At 46.7% G+C, this 16,883-nt stretch carries 13 protein-coding genes; 11 read left to right on the top strand and 2 right to left on the bottom strand.

The window, feature by feature from the left end:
* From QWY22_RS17195 to QWY22_RS17145, 11 genes are all read left to right on the top strand, one after another.
* Entirely contained in the window at window positions 1–1,488 is a 1,488-nt protein-coding gene (locus QWY22_RS17195; protein WP_300982038.1) for a glutamate synthase subunit beta, read from the top strand.
* A gap of 245 nt (window positions 1,489–1,733) precedes the next feature.
* Window positions 1,734–2,168, top strand: a complete 435-nt coding sequence (locus QWY22_RS17190; protein WP_300982037.1) for a hypothetical protein — start codon at window positions 1,734–1,736, stop codon at window positions 2,166–2,168.
* 87 nt (window positions 2,169–2,255) lie between these two features.
* On the top strand, window positions 2,256–3,161 hold the full coding sequence (locus QWY22_RS17185) for an HD-GYP domain-containing protein (protein WP_300982036.1): 906 nt from the start codon (window positions 2,256–2,258) through the stop codon (window positions 3,159–3,161).
* Window positions 3,162–3,293: 132 nt separating this feature from the next.
* Window positions 3,294–3,923: a hypothetical protein gene (locus tag QWY22_RS17180; protein ID WP_300982035.1), complete on the top strand. Its 630-nt coding sequence runs from the start codon at window positions 3,294–3,296 to the stop codon at window positions 3,921–3,923.
* A 112-nt stretch (window positions 3,924–4,035) separates the two neighbouring features.
* Window positions 4,036–5,493: a circularly permuted type 2 ATP-grasp protein gene (locus QWY22_RS17175; protein WP_300982034.1), complete on the top strand. Its 1,458-nt coding sequence runs from the start codon at window positions 4,036–4,038 to the stop codon at window positions 5,491–5,493.
* Complete coding sequence (locus QWY22_RS17170) at window positions 5,493–7,373, top strand: alpha-E domain-containing protein (protein WP_300982033.1); 1,881 nt, start codon at window positions 5,493–5,495, stop codon at window positions 7,371–7,373. The genes QWY22_RS17175 and QWY22_RS17170 overlap by 1 nt, the downstream gene beginning before the upstream one ends.
* A 318-nt stretch (window positions 7,374–7,691) precedes the next feature.
* Window positions 7,692–9,137 (top strand): DEAD/DEAH box helicase, encoded by a 1,446-nt coding sequence (locus QWY22_RS17165; protein ID WP_300982032.1) that lies wholly within the window; start codon window positions 7,692–7,694, stop codon window positions 9,135–9,137.
* Between the two features lie 270 nt (window positions 9,138–9,407).
* On the top strand, window positions 9,408–9,977 hold the full coding sequence (locus QWY22_RS17160) for a 3D domain-containing protein (RefSeq protein WP_036805237.1): 570 nt from the start codon (window positions 9,408–9,410) through the stop codon (window positions 9,975–9,977).
* Between the two features lie 427 nt (window positions 9,978–10,404).
* Window positions 10,405–11,931 carry a phytoene desaturase family protein gene (locus QWY22_RS17155; protein ID WP_300982031.1) on the top strand — a complete coding sequence of 509 codons (1,527 nt, stop codon included), beginning with the start codon at window positions 10,405–10,407 and terminating at the stop codon, window positions 11,929–11,931.
* Window positions 11,928–13,388 (top strand): phytoene desaturase family protein, encoded by a 1,461-nt coding sequence (locus tag QWY22_RS17150; protein ID WP_300982030.1) that lies wholly within the window; start codon window positions 11,928–11,930, stop codon window positions 13,386–13,388. The genes QWY22_RS17155 and QWY22_RS17150 overlap by 4 nt, the downstream gene beginning before the upstream one ends.
* A complete protein-coding gene (locus tag QWY22_RS17145) occupies window positions 13,385–14,218 on the top strand; it encodes a phytoene/squalene synthase family protein (RefSeq protein ID WP_300982029.1) in 834 nt (277 codons plus the stop codon). The genes QWY22_RS17150 and QWY22_RS17145 overlap by 4 nt, the downstream gene beginning before the upstream one ends.
* Before the next feature lie 88 nt (window positions 14,219–14,306).
* Here the strand turns inward: QWY22_RS17145 and QWY22_RS17140 are convergent, their stop codons facing one another.
* Window positions 14,307–15,785 carry a phytoene desaturase family protein gene (locus QWY22_RS17140; protein ID WP_300982028.1) on the bottom strand — a complete coding sequence of 493 codons (1,479 nt, stop codon included), beginning with the start codon at window positions 15,783–15,785 and terminating at the stop codon, window positions 14,307–14,309.
* On the bottom strand, window positions 15,782–16,882 hold the full coding sequence (locus tag QWY22_RS17135) for a glycosyltransferase family 2 protein (protein WP_300982027.1): 1,101 nt from the start codon (window positions 16,880–16,882) through the stop codon (window positions 15,782–15,784). The genes QWY22_RS17140 and QWY22_RS17135 overlap by 4 nt, the downstream gene beginning before the upstream one ends.
* Between the last annotated feature and the right edge of the window lies 1 nt (window position 16,883).

Genomic DNA, 16,883 nt, shown 5'->3' with positions numbered 1-16,883 from the left:
ATGGGGAAAGCAACTGGATTTATGGAATACAGCCGACAGACATTGAAAGAACGCAATCCGGCGGAGCGGACGAAAGACTGGTCCGATTACACGATTCCGCTATCGGATGAAGAAGTAAGAAAGCAAGGTGCACGCTGCATGGATTGCGGCGTGCCGACTTGCCAATCCGGAATGGAAATAGCAGGTGCCACGACCGGATGCCCGGTATACCACCTCATTCCGGAATGGAACGATCTGGTTTACCGCGGCCAATGGAAAGAAGCGCTGCACCGTGAACATGTTATGAATAATTTTCCGGAGTTTACGGGAATGGCGTGCCCGGCTCCTTGCGAAGGTGCATGCGTGCTTGGCATAAACGAACCGCCAGTCGCCATCCGGACAGTGGAGCGTTCCATTATCGAACGCGGCTTCGCGGAAGGCTGGGTCGTACCGGAACCTCCGAAAACACGGACCGGCAAAAAAGTGGCCGTTATCGGATCGGGTCCGGCCGGACTTGCAGCTGCTGCTCAGCTGAATAAAGCGGGACATCTGGTCACGGTATTTGAACGCAGTGATCGGGTGGGTGGACTGTTGACTTATGGCATTCCGGAAATGAAACTGTCTTATGATGTGGTCATGCGCCGTGTCCGCATCCTGGAACAGGAAGGAATCACGTTCATTACCAATACCGAAGTCGGCAAAGATTACCCGGTATCGGCACTGCGTTCCGATTTTGACGCGGTCATCATGTGTGCGGGCGCTACCATTCACCGCAACCTTCAAGTAGAAGGACGGGAACTGAAAGGCGTCCACTACGCAATGGATTTTCTGCACAGCAATACAAAGAGCCTGCTCGATTCCAATTTGAAAGACGGCAACTACATCTCAGCAGAAGGAAAAGATGTCATCGTCATTGGCGGCGGCGATACCGGAACCGATTGCTTAGCGACTTCTGTCCGGCATAATTGCAAAAGCCTTGTCCAATTCGATGTATACGATAAAAAAGGAGCTATTCGCGACGAAGCAGGCAATCCGTGGCCTCAGTATCCGCGCATACACCGTGTGGAATACGGGCAAAAAGAAGCGGCCGCTGCATTCGGCGATGATCCAAGAGCGTACGCCGTCATGACAAAGAAGTTTGTCGGCGACGCAGAAGGTTATGTAAAAGAAGTGCATACTGTTAACGTGAAACTGCGAATTGGCGAAGACGGCACCCGCATCCGCGAGGAAATTCCAGGAACGGAAAAAGTATGGAAAGCGGACTTGGTGCTGCTTGCCATCGGATTCAGCGGTCCGGATCAAGGGTTGATCCAAAAGCTGAATGTGGAAACTGAAGCCAATTCTACAGTAAAAGCTGATTATGGCAAATACACCACCAATGTAGAAGGCGTGTTTGCTGCTGGAGATATGCGCCGCGGACAAAGCCTGATTGTTTGGGCCATTAACGAAGGACGCGAAGCTGCCAGGGAATGCGATCGCTTCCTGATGGGAACAACCGTATTGCCATAAAAAATTGAGAACCAGGTCCCATGCCTGGTTCTTTTTGTGCTAAAAATTATAATTAAAAGTAAATAAATTCTAAATGTGCAGAAAAATACCGAAAATCATTGTTCTTTATGCCTAGTTCATATATACTAAGGTGGGTGAACTGACAGATTTTTGATGGTTTATGCACTGAAGGCAATAGGGGAGCCCTCGGTAAATTTCAAAACCTGTCCCGTTCGTCACAATAAAGAATGAGTGGAGGAAAAAAGATGTTTAAAAAGAGTTTGGTTGCTGTGATGTTGTTTGTTCTTTTAGCAGTAATGGCTGGTACGCCAGTATTTGCCGCAGGTGAAGCGACAATGAGCCCGGAAATAGCGCAAGGCTTAACTGAAATTGAAAATGTAAATGCTGAGATTTACGCTGAAATTGCTAAAGCGCAACTAGAAGCACAAAATATGTATGATCAGTACCGTGATGAGTATTATGCTGCCAAGGATGCTGGAACGAAAGCAGCTTTAACAGCAAAATACGATGAAGAAGTAACTGCATTGATCCACGAATTGGATATGAAAACGAGAGAAATGACGCGTATCGGCGTTGAAAATGCCACAGCAGCTGGAATCACTGTTGAAATTGAATGGGTGCCTGTACAATTCCCTGACCGTGTAGCATTGATTGATCCAATGAAAGTAATTGGTTGGTAAAGGGTTGTCTAAATAGATTCGTATAAAGTACTATGAGTGTATGGGTTTCCTATGCATTCATAGTTTTTTTTGAAAGGCAGTGAGTTAATGAAAGGCTTGAACATACTGAAAAACAAGTACTTGGAAACCGTAAAGAACGGTTCGACATCTCTAAGCCTTTTAGGCCGTGGAGATGGTATTGAATTGATGAAGCAAACTGTTTCTAAAGGAGAGCTAATAATTCTCTTCCCGGCTGAAAATTCAAGTGTTCAAGAATTCTTTTATATACTGGAAGGGATATTCGAAGTAGTTGTGGATGATGAAGTGATTGAAATAGGACCGGATGATTTTTTTGCTGTCAATGATTTAGAGGAAGCAATAAATTTTAATGCGAAAACAGACGTAACTTTTCTATCGGTTTCTTCAGCACCAATCTTCCATTCCCTTAGCAATGAAATAAATGAATTGCGCAAAATAGGGGAATTAGTCGAAAAAAAAGATCGATATACTTTTAATCATAGCTCTCGGGTATCAAAATATGCTGTAAAAACTGCCGTAAAAATGAATTTGGAGAGAGCTCGCGTTGAGAACTTATTTATTGCATCCATCCTTCACGATATTGGAAAAATCAATATCCCGGAAGCAGTGCTGAAAAAGCCGGATAAACTGACAGATGAAGAATTTGATTTGGTGAAAAAGCATCCGAGTGACGGTGCAGCAATGCTGCGTAAGACTGCGTATGCAGATTTGGCGGATGTTGTAGAACAGCATCATGAACGGGTAAATGGCCGAGGGTATCCATTCGGTTTAAAAGGCGATGAAATTTTGGTGGAAGCGAAAATTATCGGTGTCTGCGATACGTTCGATGCCATGACGGAAGACCGGGCTTACCGCAAAGCTTTTACGGCGCAGTACGCGGTAGATGAAATTAAACGGCTCGCTGGCATCCAGTACGATCCCGAAGTTGTAGAGGCATTTGAACAGGTAATGATCGAAGAAGGCAAAATCACATAAACTGACTCGGACTGTAAAGACACCTTCTATGACAAAAGGTGTCTTTTATTTTTCTTGAAAGGTTTAAAACTGTCTAAAGTAGTAAATACTAAGAAGACAGTATATTTTTAAAATTAAAAGGAGTGGATAACTATGGCCAGACGTTCAGGCGGTGTATTCAGCAAATTGGTGCTATTGGGGGTAGGTGCGGTAATCGGCGCGGCAATGACTCAGAAAAAAGTGGAGTCGGATGGAACTACTACCACTCAAGCCGGAAACCTTAAAGAAAACGTGAAAAAAGGATTGGAGCGTTTTAACGAGCAATCAGGCGGTATGGTAGATAAAGTGAAGCCAAGCGTCAACAAAGCTGTAGAGTCAGTTAAAAGTGCAATTGAGGGCCAGCAGAAGATGATGGATAAAGAGAAGGATATGTTGGATAAAGCCAATAAGACGCTTCAAGATGAAGTGGGCGATTCTTCAGACAAGACTTCTTCCACATCAACTACAGGCACTTCAGGATTATCGAGCTCTGATCTTTCCGGCAGCGGTACATCAGGAACAGCTGGCGGTTCAGCAGGTTCTGTAGGATCTACAACTTCTGGATCTACAACGACGGGTGCTGGTTCAACTGGCGCTACAAGCGGCAGTTCTGCGATTGATTCTACTCCGTCAGGCGGCATTTACGGCGGCAGCACGGAATATACAGAATCGCTGAAGAAAGATTTAGCCGAAAAAGATTCCAGTGACTCGAAATCTTCTAAAAATTCAACATTTGATAAATAAAAAAGGTTAAAATAAAAACATGGAAAAGCTATCGCTCCTTTACGAAAGAGCAATAGCTTTTTTGTAACTCTATAATTAACAGAAAATTCTATTTAAAAGAGGGAGGGTTACCATGTTTGAGTCATATAATGTAAAACCTTTTTTTGATGAGATGTTTACTGCTGAGGGCTTGCCGAAACCCCATTACCGGAAGTTCTATGAACTGCTCAATGGATTTTCGAAAGACGAATTAAAGGAAAAACATGAAACGGCCCAGCTGTCATTTTTGCGCCAAGGCATTACATTCACCGTCTACAATAATAACGTTGGCACCGAAAGGACAATGCCTTTTGATTTTGTGCCGATTATCATTTCACCGGATGAGTGGAAAATCATCGAAAAAGGAATGGTTCAACGGACAGAAGCCCTCAACCGTTTTTTGGATGATGTCTACCACGAACAAAAAATTCTCGATGACGGCGTGGTTCCTCGCAGGCTGATTGAAGAAAACCCTTATTATTACGCAAAACAAGTGCAAGGAATCGATATTCCGTTGAAAAACCACATTTTTCTGGCCGGCATCGATTTGATCCGGGATGAAAATGGCAAGTATCATGTGCTCGAAGACAATTTGCGCAACCCTTCCGGAATGTCCTATGTGTATCAAAACCGCTACGTGATGCGGCAAGTGTATCCTGAATTTTTTACGAACCATTCGGTCCATGCGCTCGAACATCAATTGTCTCATCTACATAAAGCCATTTTGGACCATGCGCCCAAATCGACGGGAGACAAGCCGTTTGCCGTGCTGTTGACGCCGGGCATGTACAATTCCGCATACTACGATCATGTATTCCTGGCTCAGCAAATGGGCATTGATTTAGTCGAAGGACGGGACCTTGTCGTGCGAAAAAATATTGTGTACATGAAGTCTATCCGCGGGCTTAAGCGGGTAGATATTATTTATCGCCGCATCGACGACGACTTTTTGGATCCTGAAGCTTTCCGGGAAGACTCGGCGCTTGGCGTGCCGGGGCTCGTTGAAGCTTATCGCAATGGCAACGTCGCAATACTGAACGGCATTGGAAACGGAGTCGCAGACGACAAGGCAATTTACGCGTACGTGCCTGATATGATCCGCTACTATCTGAAAGAAGAACCCATTATCGACAATGTGAAAACATATCTGCTTGATAACCCCGAAGAGCGGGAATGGGTGCTTGAGCACCTGGAAGAGCTGGTGGTGAAAAATGTCGGAGCATCCGGGGGCTATGACATGCTCGTCGGCCCGCATGCATCGAAAGAACTTATTGAACTATTCAGGGAGAAAATCATCGAAACGCCGCATCAGTATATTGCACAGCCGACGATTAAATTGTCGAGGGCCCCGGCATATCAAGGAGAAGATTTTTATCCATGCCATGTGGATTTGCGGGTATTTGTCATGCGGGGAGCAGAAACGCGCGTCCTCCCGGGCGGCTTGTCCCGTGTGGCATTGAAAAAAGGCTCGCTTGTGGTCAATTCCTCCCAAGGCGGCGGCGGCAAAGATACGTGGGTTTATAAAGAAAAAGAAGAGAGGGGGGCTCTTTAATGCTGAGTCGAGTAGCCAATTCCTTGTATTGGATGTCGCGGAACGCAGAACGGGCGGAAAACAATGCCCGTATCTTGGATGTGCAGCTGTTGCAGATGATTGAAGCTTCCGATGAAGAACTGATCCGGGAAAGCGACTGGAGGCTGACTTATGAAATCTGCGCTTCAACACAGGAGCTGGAAGGGCTTCATTCCCTCTCTCCTTACAATGAAGCCAAGCTGGTGCATTACTTGGCGATAGCTGATGAAAACCTAAATTCGGTGGCGAATTGTGTCCGTTATATCCGGGAAAATGCACGGGTGAGCCGGGACCATATCACAGATGAGTACTGGCAAATATGGAACAGCTGCTATTTGGCGCTGCAGAATATCGATCCGCAGCAATGCATGACCAGTGAAATCCGCAGCTTTTTAGAACTGGTAAAAATGACTTCGCTTACTTCCCAAGGGATTATTGAATCTGCCATGCAGCGGGGCGTAGGATATCAGATTATTAAAATTGGCAAGTGGCTGGAACGGGCAGAGAAAACAGCGCGCATTTTAAATGTGGTGTGCGAGCGGACGTATGAGCAGCAATTGCAGGAAGAAACGGAAGATTATTATTACTGGCTGGCTGCCTTGCGCATGACAAAAGGCTACGAGGCGTATTTAAAAGCCCATCTGCCCAAAATGGATCCGCGCCAGGTGCTCAGTTTCCTGATTTCTGATAAAGCGTTCCCTCGTTCGATCCGTTATTGCCTGGATCATGTGAGAGAAGCGGTAGAAGAATTGGAAGGCGGGAAAGTCTCCCACTATTCCTGGGAGCTTTTAGCAAAGCTTGACGAGGTAAGAACCGAATTTAATGAAATTGACATTGACCACTTGACTGCAGACGAAATGATGGATTTTTTAAATCATTTCCAGGACGGCTGCAATGAAATCAGCGAGTTGTTTTCAAAAACCTATTATTTGATTGATCCGGCATCTGAACAGGCCGGCAGCCAAACCCAAACCCAATCTCAGTCCATGAGTACGAAGGGAATTACGACGATGAAATATAAAGTAGAGCATACAAATATATTCAAGTACGAAACCATTGTAGACCAAAGCATGAACTCCATCCGCCTGAAACCGAAAACGGATGAAACGCAGCGCCTCTTGTCTTACCGGGCCGATATCACGCCGGCGACGCTGACAAAAGAGCATATCGATATTTGGGGCAACGACGTGGAAACATTCTTTATCGCCGAACATCATCAGCATCTGGAAGTAAAGACAACTTCGATTGTCAGCATCCAAAAAAGCCCATTTGTCCACCGCATCGAGTATTCACCGGAAATGAATGCGATATTCCATTCCAATCTCTTCAGTGAGCAGTATTTGCCTTATTTAAGCAATACCGCATACACGTACCTGTCGCCGGAACAGGTGGAGCAAGTGAAGCGCGATATCGGTGAAATGGACAATCCGGTTCAGTTTGCCATTGATGTGATGGGCTACCTCCATGACCGTTTTACCTATGACGGAGAATCCACCACTGTTTCGACAAAAGCGGAAGAGTCATTTGACTTGATGAAAGGCGTCTGCCAGGACATCACGCATGTGATGCTGGGAATTTTGCGCGGCAATCAAATTCCGGCCCGTTATGTCAGCGGCTATTTGTACGTTGGCGAGAACTCCGCTTTGGTAGGAGATGCCGCGAGCCATGCCTGGGTCGAAGTGATGGTCCCGGGAATCGGCTGGGTCGGATTGGATCCGACCAATAATGTAGAAGCGCTTGAGCACCATATCCGGGTAGGCGTGGGGCGCGACTATAATGATGTCAGCCCGGTGCAGGGCGTCTATAGAGGCGGCAGCCAGGAGCTCGACGTCAAAGTATCCGTCAGTTTGCTGGACCAATAACTCAAAATCAGCGGAGAAGCTTCCGCTGATTTTTTTGTTTTAGCAGTTAATTTTTGGTTTCCTTTTATTGTCGGGCTGATCAGGCGCTTCCGCTTTTCTGATCCAGCTGCAATGGCCAGATTCTCGGGTCATAAGCCACTCTAGCTGTGCGGCAAAAAACGCCGCTTTGCCAGAGCGTCTTATGCCGGTCGAATCTAAACGGCCATTTCCGCTTTTCTGAAATAAAACTTAATAATTGTTTAATGGAAGCAAGCGGGCATTTCGTGCCATAATAGAGCAACCTATAGATTTTTGAGCGGAGAAGGAGCAAACAAACACATGAACGAAAAACGATTTGAAGAATATAACATCAGTGAACCGATACTGCGGGCCCTTGAAGGATTGGGATATACGAAGCCGACAGAAGTGCAGGAAAAAGTCATTCCGTCTGCACTTTCAAAGACTGACGTTGCGGTAAAGTCGCAGACAGGCAGCGGGAAAACCGCAGCTTTCGGTATTCCCATCTGTGAATTGGTCGACTGGGAAGAGAACAAACCGCAGGCGCTTATTTTAACGCCGACGCGGGAACTGGCCGATCAGGTAAAAGAAGACATTACCAATATCGGACGCTTCAAGCGCATCAAAGCGGCAGCAGTCTATGGTAAACAGCCTTTTGCTTACCAGCAGGCAGAATTGAAACAGAAATGCCACGTGGTCGTTGGGACCCCTGGGCGTGTAATGGACCATATCGAACGGGGTACGCTGAACTTGAGCCGGATTGAATACTTGGTGCTGGATGAAGCGGACGAAATGCTCAATATGGGCTTTATTGAACAAGTGGAGGCCATTATCAACAAGCTTCCTGCTGAGCGGACGACCATGCTGTTTTCGGCGACGCTGCCGGAGAACGTGGAGAATCTTCAGCGCAAATACATGAACAATCCTGAACATATTGAAATTGCTTCCACTGAAACCTTGACGGACCGGATTGAGCATTCGCTTTACCGGGTGGAAGAAAAAAAGAAATTCGCATTGCTGCGGGATATGACGATTGTAGAAAACCCGGACAGCTGCATTATTTTCTGCCGCACGAAAGACAATGTCGACTTTGTGGTGGAGCAGCTTGAAAAACACGATTACACTTGCGATAAATTGCATGGCGGCATGATGCAGGAAGACCGTTTCGCCGTCATGAACGAGTTTAAGCGCGGCGAGTTCCGCTATTTGGTGGCGACAGATGTAGCGGCCCGTGGAATCGACATCGACAGCATCACTCACGTGGTCAATTTCGATGTACCGCTCGAAAAGGAAAGCTACGTGCACCGTGCCGGCAGAACCGGACGCGCCGGCAAAAAAGGGAAAGCCATCACATTTGCCACACCTTACGAAGACAAATTCCTGGCAGAAATCGAAGCTTATATCGGTTTTGAAATTCCGGAGCGGAGTGCACCGTCAGCCGAAGAGATCGGCTCAGCAAAACCGGCCTTCCAGGAAAAGATGGAAAGCCGTCCGGCGCTGAAAAAGAACAAGAACGAGCAAGTGAACAAAGATATCTTAAAGCTGTATTTCAACGGCGGCAAAAAGAAGAAATTGCGGGCATTCGACTTTGTCGGCACGCTCACCAGCATTCCGGGTGTGACGGCAGAAGACATCGGAATCATTAAAATTCAGGACACCGTAACGTATATCGATATCCTGAACGGCAAAGGGCCAATGGTGCTGAAAGCGATGAAAGACAAAACCATAAAAGGGAAAACCTTAAAAGTCCATAAGGCAAATAAATAATCAGGAAAAACGGATGCTTGTTGAAAGCATCCGTTTTTCTATGTTTTTTAGCAGAAAGTAAGTCATAAAAAGGAAATATCCTACATATTATATAACTAATATCCCTATTAAGTGAATACATTGAATTAGCTTTTATTTCATTTTTGAGTACTTATGTCACGAAAAAGAGTCAAATTGTAATGAAACCTGTCCTTTATTGTTACATGCCTGTAATATTCCCGTGCTATTTTTGTTTAAGCTAATAAAACACAAACAAAGGGAGAGAACAGCTTGAAAAAACTATTGATCATTCTAAGTTTTGCACTAGCTTTATTCCTTAGCACATCACTTGAGAGTTCGGCAGCAGCAAGTACATACACAGTTAAAAGTGGAGATACCCTATATAAAATTTCTAAAATGCACAAAGTATCCGTCAGCAATTTAAAATCATGGAATAAATTGAAATCCGATGTCATCAAACCGAAACAAAAATTAAAAGTTACAGGCTCAGCTGCTAAACCAGCAAAAGCAAAAGCGAAAACCCCATCACGTTCGACTTCCGGATCAGTGGTTAAGGAATTCACCGTTTCTGCATCCGCTTATACTGCATCATGCAAAGGGTGTTCCGGGATTACAAGAACCGGCATTAACCTGAAGAAAAACCCGGGCTTGAAAGTGATTGCGGTGGATCCGAGAGTCATCAAACTAGGCACCAAAGTCCATGTTGAAGGCTACGGCTATGCAGTCGCCGGCGACACTGGCGGAGCGATCAAAGGCAATAAAATTGATGTTTTCATCCCAACAAAAAGCGCTGCGCTTAAATGGGGAAGAAAAAACGTCAAAATTAAAATCCTGAAATAAATACTTGAAACCCGGCAAGCGAAGAAATCTGCTTGCCGGGTTTTTTGTGCCGTTTTACTGTGCCGCTTTCAGCTAATGATGGAGGGGGATATGTATATCGGCCATATTAAAGGAGTATGCCAAGCGTTTAAAGAAGAAGGGAAGAGGGAAATTTTTCATGTGTAGTCTAATTTAAATAGCGAATAGCCAACCTTTTTCCATTTAGATCGCTTCTGCCCCATCTTCCGCTTCATATGGATTTTTTACGCTGCAATAGCGTCTGCAGGAACTCCCGCTTAACCTGATTATCACGTCATAGGAAAATGAATAAGTTGCAATTCTAAATTCTTTAAAATCCTTATCACTGGTTTATATGAGAATGGTTATATATAATATGTATAAGAAATGTCTAACTTTTTTAGAAGTTAGGCTGAACGGAGGTTAAGTCATGGAAAAAAGAATGATTGTTATTGGCGCAGGTCCTGGCGGCTTAGCCGCTGCAATGTTATTGGCAAGCCAAGGATATCAAGTGGATGTCTACGAAAAACACGATCGAGTAGGAGGGCGCAATGCAGAATTGCGGCTCGGGGAATTTGTCTTCGATACCGGTCCGACTTTCCTGAGCATGATTCATTTAGTCGAGGAACTGTTTGAAATTGCGGGGCGGAATTTAAACGATTATATGGACGCTGTAAAACTGGACCCGATGTACGAATTGATTTTTGAGGATCAAAATCTGGTGATGACCCACAATTTCGATGAGATGAAAAAACAGATTGATGAAAACTTTGAAGGAAGCGGAGAAGGATACGTCCGTTTTATGAAAGAGACCGGGAAAAAGCTGGAAGCATTGACGCCTTTGTTGCAATCTCGCATGGACCGCTTGATCCACATGATGCAGCCAAAAGTGATCAAAGCGCTGCCGGAACTTGAAGTCAATAAAACGCTTTATGAAGTGTTATCGCGCTATTTCAAAGATGAGCGCCTGAAAATGGCATTTGCCTTCCAATCAAAGTACTTGGGCATGTCGCCTTGGGAATGTCCAGGGGCCTTTACAATTCTCTCTTATATGGAGCACGCATACGGCATTTACCATCCTATAGGAGGGGTGAACCAATTGTCGCAGGCTATGGCCAAAGTCGTCAAAGAACTTGGCGGCCGTATCCATACCGGCAATGGAGTGAAAAAACTGGTGATTGAAAACCGGGCCGTCAAAGGCGTTGAACTGGAAAACGGGGAAACGGAACTGGCGGATGAAGTAATTATCAACGGGGACTTCGCCCATGTGATGACCCATTTAGTGGAACCGGGCATTTTGAAAAAATACACTCCTGAGAAATTGGAGAAAAAGAAATACTCTTGTTCCACATTCATGATGTATCTTGGCCTTGATAAGAAATATGATTTGTCGCACCATACAATTGTTTTTTCAAAGGATTATAAGAAAAACGTCGAAGAAATCACCAATTCCCGCATTTTATCAGCGGATCCGTCCATCTATATCCAAAACGCCAGCGTCACTGACCCGACCTTGGCGCCTGAAGGCCAGTCCGCTTTGTATGTCCTCGCACCTGTACCGAACAATTTCAGTGAAGTCGGCTGGGAACAGGAACAGGAAGTATTCCGCGACCTTGTCCTGGATATTATAGAAGAAAAAACCGAGTTTAAAGGGCTGCGAAACCACATCGTGGAAGAAAAACTGTTGACGCCATTTGGATGGGAACACGATTATTCTGTCTACAAAGGAGCGACCTTCAACCTGGGGCACCAATTGTCGCAAATGATGATTTTCCGACCGCACAATAAATTCGAGGAACTGGACAATTGCTGGCTTGTGGGAGGTGGAACGCATCCGGGAAGCGGGCTGCCAACCATTCTGGAGTCGGCGCGAATTACGGCAAATGGTATTTTTGAGCAGTATGGGAAAAAAGCGGTTCCGATTTCTCCGCTTCCGGCATGGGAGGGATCTCAATGAAGCTGGCAATTATAGGCGGCGGAGTTGGAGGGCTGATGAGTGCACTTTTCCTTACCCGCCAAGGCCATGAGGTCACCATTTTTGAAAAAGAGCCGAAACTGGGCGGCCGTCTGACCTTTGTTGAACGGGAGGGATTCCGCATTGATGAAGGCCCGACCATTGTCCTTTTGCCGAAAATGTTTCAGAAACTGCTCGAAGAAGCCGGCATAGCGAAAAGCCGCTACGAATTGCTGCTGTGTGACCCGCTTTATACGATTCGTTTTCCGGATGGCAAGGTCTATACGAAATATCCCGATTTCGACCGCCAAATGAAAGAAGTGGAACAGGTCTTTCCGGGAGAAGAGGAAGGGTTCCGTCGTTTTATGGCAGAAGGCAAAGAACGTTTTGAAATCGGGGCGCCTGCCTTCCTGGAACATTCCTTTGTAAACAAGGCTGATTTCTGGACGCCAGGCAATGTAAAAAAACTGCTGAAACTGAAACCGCAGCAGTCTGTAAAAAAATTGATGTCCAATTATTTTAGAGATGAAAGGCTGCAGCTGGCCTATACGCTGCAGGCATTGTACATCGGGGGAGACCCGTTCAATGCCCCGGCCATCTATTCACTTGTGCCGTTCAGTGAACATGAACACGGTGTCCACTATTTGAAAGGCGGCTACGGCAGCTTGATTCCGCTTCTTGAACAAGAACTTCGGAGCCGGCCGAATGCTGCCATTCACACTTCGACGCCGATAAAAAGAATCCGGATCGAAGGGGACGCGGCAAAAGGAGTTGAAACGGAAGCAGGATTTCAGCCGTTCGACGGCGTAATTTATAATGGAGACTTTCCATCAATCGACGGCGTGCTGCCAGCTGCGAAAAAGAAAGAATTTACACCTTCTTCAGGATGTGTCCTGCTTTATTTCGGGCTCGACAAAGTGTACGAAGACGTCAATGTCCATCAGTTTTTCATCGGCGACAGCTATTCAAACCATATGAAAAACGTTTTCAGAGAAAAGAAATTGCCGGAAGACCCGGCGTTCTATACGTTTCACCCTTCTAAAATTGACCCTTCGCTTGCTCCGGAAGGAAAAGGTGTCTTGTATGTCCTGATTCCGGTGCCTTCGGGTTCAGATGTTGACTGGGCGTCAGAGAAGGAATGGATCGATTCAGTGATAGACAGAGCGGAGCAATTGGCTTTTCCGGGATTAAGAGAAGCGACGGAATGGATGGAAGTTCGTACGCCTTCTGAAGCGGAAGCATTCGGGCTATTCAAAGGCGGAAGCTTCGGCATTGGTCCGACGCTGTTCCAGTCGGGCGTTTTCCGTCCTCAGGTCAAGCCTTATAAAACCCGCGGGTTGTTCGCTGTCGGAGCTTCGGTCCATCCGGGCGGTGGCATTCCGATTGTCATGCAGGGAGCCAAATTGCTGGCAGAAGAAGTTGAACGGGAGTTCATGAGTGAAGGGAGCGGTTCATTATGATCGAGATAAGGGAAGCTTACAATCGCTGTGAAGAAATTATTGCTGCCAATTCCAAAAGCTTTTATAAGGCGTTTTCACTGCTGCCAAAAGAGAAAAGGAAAGCGGTATGGGCGGTGTATGCATTTTGCCGGACAGTTGATGACATAGTGGATGAAGGAACCAATCCGGTCCTGGAACTCGAAGGGTTTAAACGTTCTTTCCAGCAATTCCTTGCTGGCTTTTATGATCGGGACAATGCCATGTGGGTGGCGCTCGCTGACGTTTTTGAAAACTTCCAAATGGATGAAGAAGCTTTCCATAGCCTAATTAAAGGGCAAGAGATGGATCTGGTGGTCAGCCGGTACGAAACCCTCGATGATTTGATGGACTATTGTTATCATGTAGCGAGCTGCGTAGGACTCATGCTGCTTCCAATTCTGGCGCCTGGCAAAACGGCTGTTCTGCAGGAAGGCGCCGTATCTCTTGGCTATGCGATGCAAATCACGAATATTCTTCGGGATATTGGACAGGATTTGAAAATCGGCCGCATTTATCTGCCAAAGGAAATCATGCAAAAGCATGGACTGACAGAAACGGATTTGCAAGAAGGCAATGTGAACGCTGCTTTTGTTTCCGTGTGGGAAGAGCTCGCTGGAGAAGCAGAGCGGCATTACCGGCATTCATTTGAAACTGTCCACGAGTATCCGCTTCAGTCGCGAATGGCGGTTAAAGGAGCCGGGCTGGTTTACCGGGAAATCCTGTCGGCCATCCGGGACAAGGAATACATGGTGTTTCGGGAAAAGCATTATGTTTCCGAGCAATCAAAACAGGCGATACTTGCCTGTTTATAAGAATAACTCGAGTGCTTTTCCTGAGCGCAGAAATTGGATAAGTACAAGCTAAAAAAGGATTCAACGCCGTTTGGCGCTGAATCCTTTTTTAGCTTGTGTACTTTTTGATGATGCGCTTGGCGAGATTTTGTCCGCCCATGGTGACAATCGGCGAGCCGCCGCCGGGGTGGGTGCTTCCGCCGATGAAGTAAAGGTTTTCAATGTCGGAACTGGCGTTTGCCGGGCGCAGGAACGCATCGGCTTTGCGATGGGAAGATGGCCCGTACAAAGCCCCCCGGTACGCGCTGAAAGTTTCTTTCAAAAATAAAGGAGTAAATATCCGTTCTTCTGCCAGATGGCTCCGGATGTCGATGCCATAAGTTTCAAGAAAGTCGTAAATCCGCTCTTTATACGCCTCGGGATCAATTTGCAGCTCTCCGTCGGCACTAAGTGCAGGGGCGTTGACCAGGATGAACAAGTTGCTTCCTTCAGGCGAAACGGTTGAATCCGTATAAGAAGAGTTGCTGATATAGACGGTCGGTTCCTGGCTATAGCTTTGCGTGGCGAACAAGTCATCAAATTCCTGCCGGTAATTGCCTGAAAAAAAGATGTTGTGGTGCTTCAATCCTGCAAGATGGGTATTCAGCCCGGCAGTAATGACAAATGCCGATATCGATGGCTCAAAACGGCTGATTTTGGCGTCTGTGAAAGACGGCCGGTGCTTTTCTTCCACGAGCTTCGGGTAAGCGGACAACAAGTCGCCGTTCAAGATGACTAAATCGGCTTCGAACATTTGTCCGCCGGCCAGCTCGACACCGGCCGCTTTGCCGTTTTGGACAAGAATCTTTTCGACTTCGGCTTCTGTCTGCAGCAAAGCCCCGTATTTTTGGGCCAGGGCTGCAAAAGCATCAGCAATGCGGACGTTGCCGCCTTTGGTGTAATAAACGCCTTGGCCAAGTTCAAGATGGGCAATCATGGAAAAAGTAGCCGGAGCTTTAAAAGGCGACGAACCGATATAAGTGGCGTAGCGGTCAAGCGCCTGGACAATGCGGCGGTCTGAAAAGTAGCGGCTAAAAAAGTGGTGAAGCGTTTCAGTGGGCCTGGCGCGAAGAAGTGCCAAGCCGAGCGACGGCGACAAATAATCTTTCCATGACTGGAAGGTGGCTGGGAAAAAATAGCGCTCGGACATGCCATACAGCCGCTCTGCTTCTTTCAGGAAAGCGGGGTAGTTGGCAGCGTCCTTGGAAGAAAGCTTTTTGATTTCATTTGCCATTTCTTCCGGGTCGGAGGAAAAATCAAGCTGTGTTCCATCGGGAAAATGATTTCGTGTATGGCCCCTCAGTGGAAGGAACTCAAAATAATCTTCTGAACGTTCACCTGTTTGTTCGATGATGCCTTTAAATACTTCCGGCATAGTAATGGTATTCGGGCCGAAATCGAAAGAAAAGGAGCCAAGCTTCACCGGCATCAATTTGCCGCCGAGGTGCTGGTTTTTTTCGAAAAGACGGACCTGGAAACCGGCATGCGCCAAAGTGACCGCTGCCGATAACCCGCCGAGTCCGCCTCCAATAATGATCACTTTTTTCATGAATATTCCCTGCCTTTCCACGTATACGGTTTTTTTCGCCAACTTTTCCACATGGATTGAAGCAGCACGGCAATCATCGCTGCCGCTTGGAGAGGGATTAAAAGAGCCAGATACAGGCGCTGCCGGGTACTCACCATGACATATGCTTGCTGCAGAACAGCCAGAACGTATGGAACAGTGAACAGCAGCTTGTTTGTGCTTATCCCGTACAGGGCTAGAAACAGCGGCAAGATGTAGAAAAAGCTGTAGAACAACGCCAATGCGACAGCAAAGATCGGCGAGCGGCCGATGCCGGTATAGCTGTTTTTCAGGAATCCTTCCCATACGTCATGGTTGGTGTCGTACATGCGGCATTGTACGGATTTGGTGATGTTGGCAAGCAGCATTTTATGTCCCGAAGCTTTGAAGCGCCGGGCAATATGGACGTCTTCGACGAGAGAATTCCGCACTGCGGCATGGCCGCCGACTGCGTCATAGCTCTTCCGCTCGAACATCATCCACATGCCGTTGGCTGCAGTAGCTGCCGGAAAGTTCGCATAGTTAGCTAAGGCAAGCGGCAAATGGAACAGCACGACAAAATGCTGCATGGGCACTAACAGTTTGCTTAGAAAAGGCGGAACGTCAAAAGCCGGGAAACCCGACAGCAGTTTTGCTTTGCGCCGGGTCATCAGTGCCAGCGCCTGGCTGATTGCTTCAGGGGAAAAGCGAATATCCGCATCGATGAATAGCAGGTACTCTCCTTTGGCATGCTGCTGCAATTGATGGCAGGCATGGACTTTCCCCACCCAATCAGAGGGCAGCTCTTTTCCGCCAATAACAGTAAAACGGGAATCGCCAGCAGTCAATTGTTCCAGCAAGATGCCTGTGCGGTCAGTAGACTGGTCATTCAATATGATGAATTCCAGATTCGGGTACACCGCGGCTTTTAACGCCGACGTCAGTGTTTCGACATTGCGTTCTTCATTGCGCATCGGAATCAGTACGGATACTAACGGCAAATTTGGCAGTGTGAAGGTTTTCGGAAGTGAAGGAAGAAAAAAACTATTGAAAACAGTCCAGAGAAGAAAAGCGGAAAGGGCGGCAATCAGAAAGAACATG

It is taken from the genome of Planococcus liqunii (assembly GCF_030413595.1).
Classification (GTDB): Bacteria; Bacillota; Bacilli; order Bacillales_A; family Planococcaceae; genus Planococcus; species Planococcus liqunii.
This window is presented reverse-complemented; position numbering and strand designations above follow the sequence as displayed.

Excerpts from the sequence above, each read along its gene's own strand:
- QWY22_RS17195 (WP_300982038.1), top strand. The coding sequence starts at position 1 with ATGGGGAAAGCAACTGGATTTATGGAATACAGCCGACAGACATTGAAA.
- QWY22_RS17190 (WP_300982037.1), top strand. The coding sequence starts at position 1,734 with ATGTTTAAAAAGAGTTTGGTTGCTGTGATGTTGTTTGTTCTTTTAGCA.
- QWY22_RS17185 (WP_300982036.1), top strand. The coding sequence starts at position 2,256 with ATGAAAGGCTTGAACATACTGAAAAACAAGTACTTGGAAACCGTAAAG.
- QWY22_RS17180 (WP_300982035.1), top strand. The coding sequence starts at position 3,294 with ATGGCCAGACGTTCAGGCGGTGTATTCAGCAAATTGGTGCTATTGGGG.
- QWY22_RS17175 (WP_300982034.1), top strand. The coding sequence starts at position 4,036 with ATGTTTGAGTCATATAATGTAAAACCTTTTTTTGATGAGATGTTTACT.
- QWY22_RS17170 (WP_300982033.1), top strand. The coding sequence starts at position 5,493 with ATGCTGAGTCGAGTAGCCAATTCCTTGTATTGGATGTCGCGGAACGCA.
- QWY22_RS17165 (WP_300982032.1), top strand. The coding sequence starts at position 7,692 with ATGAACGAAAAACGATTTGAAGAATATAACATCAGTGAACCGATACTG.
- QWY22_RS17155 (WP_300982031.1), top strand. The coding sequence starts at position 10,405 with ATGGAAAAAAGAATGATTGTTATTGGCGCAGGTCCTGGCGGCTTAGCC.
- QWY22_RS17150 (WP_300982030.1), top strand. The coding sequence starts at position 11,928 with ATGAAGCTGGCAATTATAGGCGGCGGAGTTGGAGGGCTGATGAGTGCA.
- QWY22_RS17145 (WP_300982029.1), top strand. The coding sequence starts at position 13,385 with ATGATCGAGATAAGGGAAGCTTACAATCGCTGTGAAGAAATTATTGCT.
- QWY22_RS17140 (WP_300982028.1), bottom strand. The coding sequence starts at position 15,785 with ATGAAAAAAGTGATCATTATTGGAGGCGGACTCGGCGGGTTATCGGCA.
- QWY22_RS17135 (WP_300982027.1), bottom strand. The coding sequence starts at position 16,882 with ATGTTCTTTCTGATTGCCGCCCTTTCCGCTTTTCTTCTCTGGACTGTT.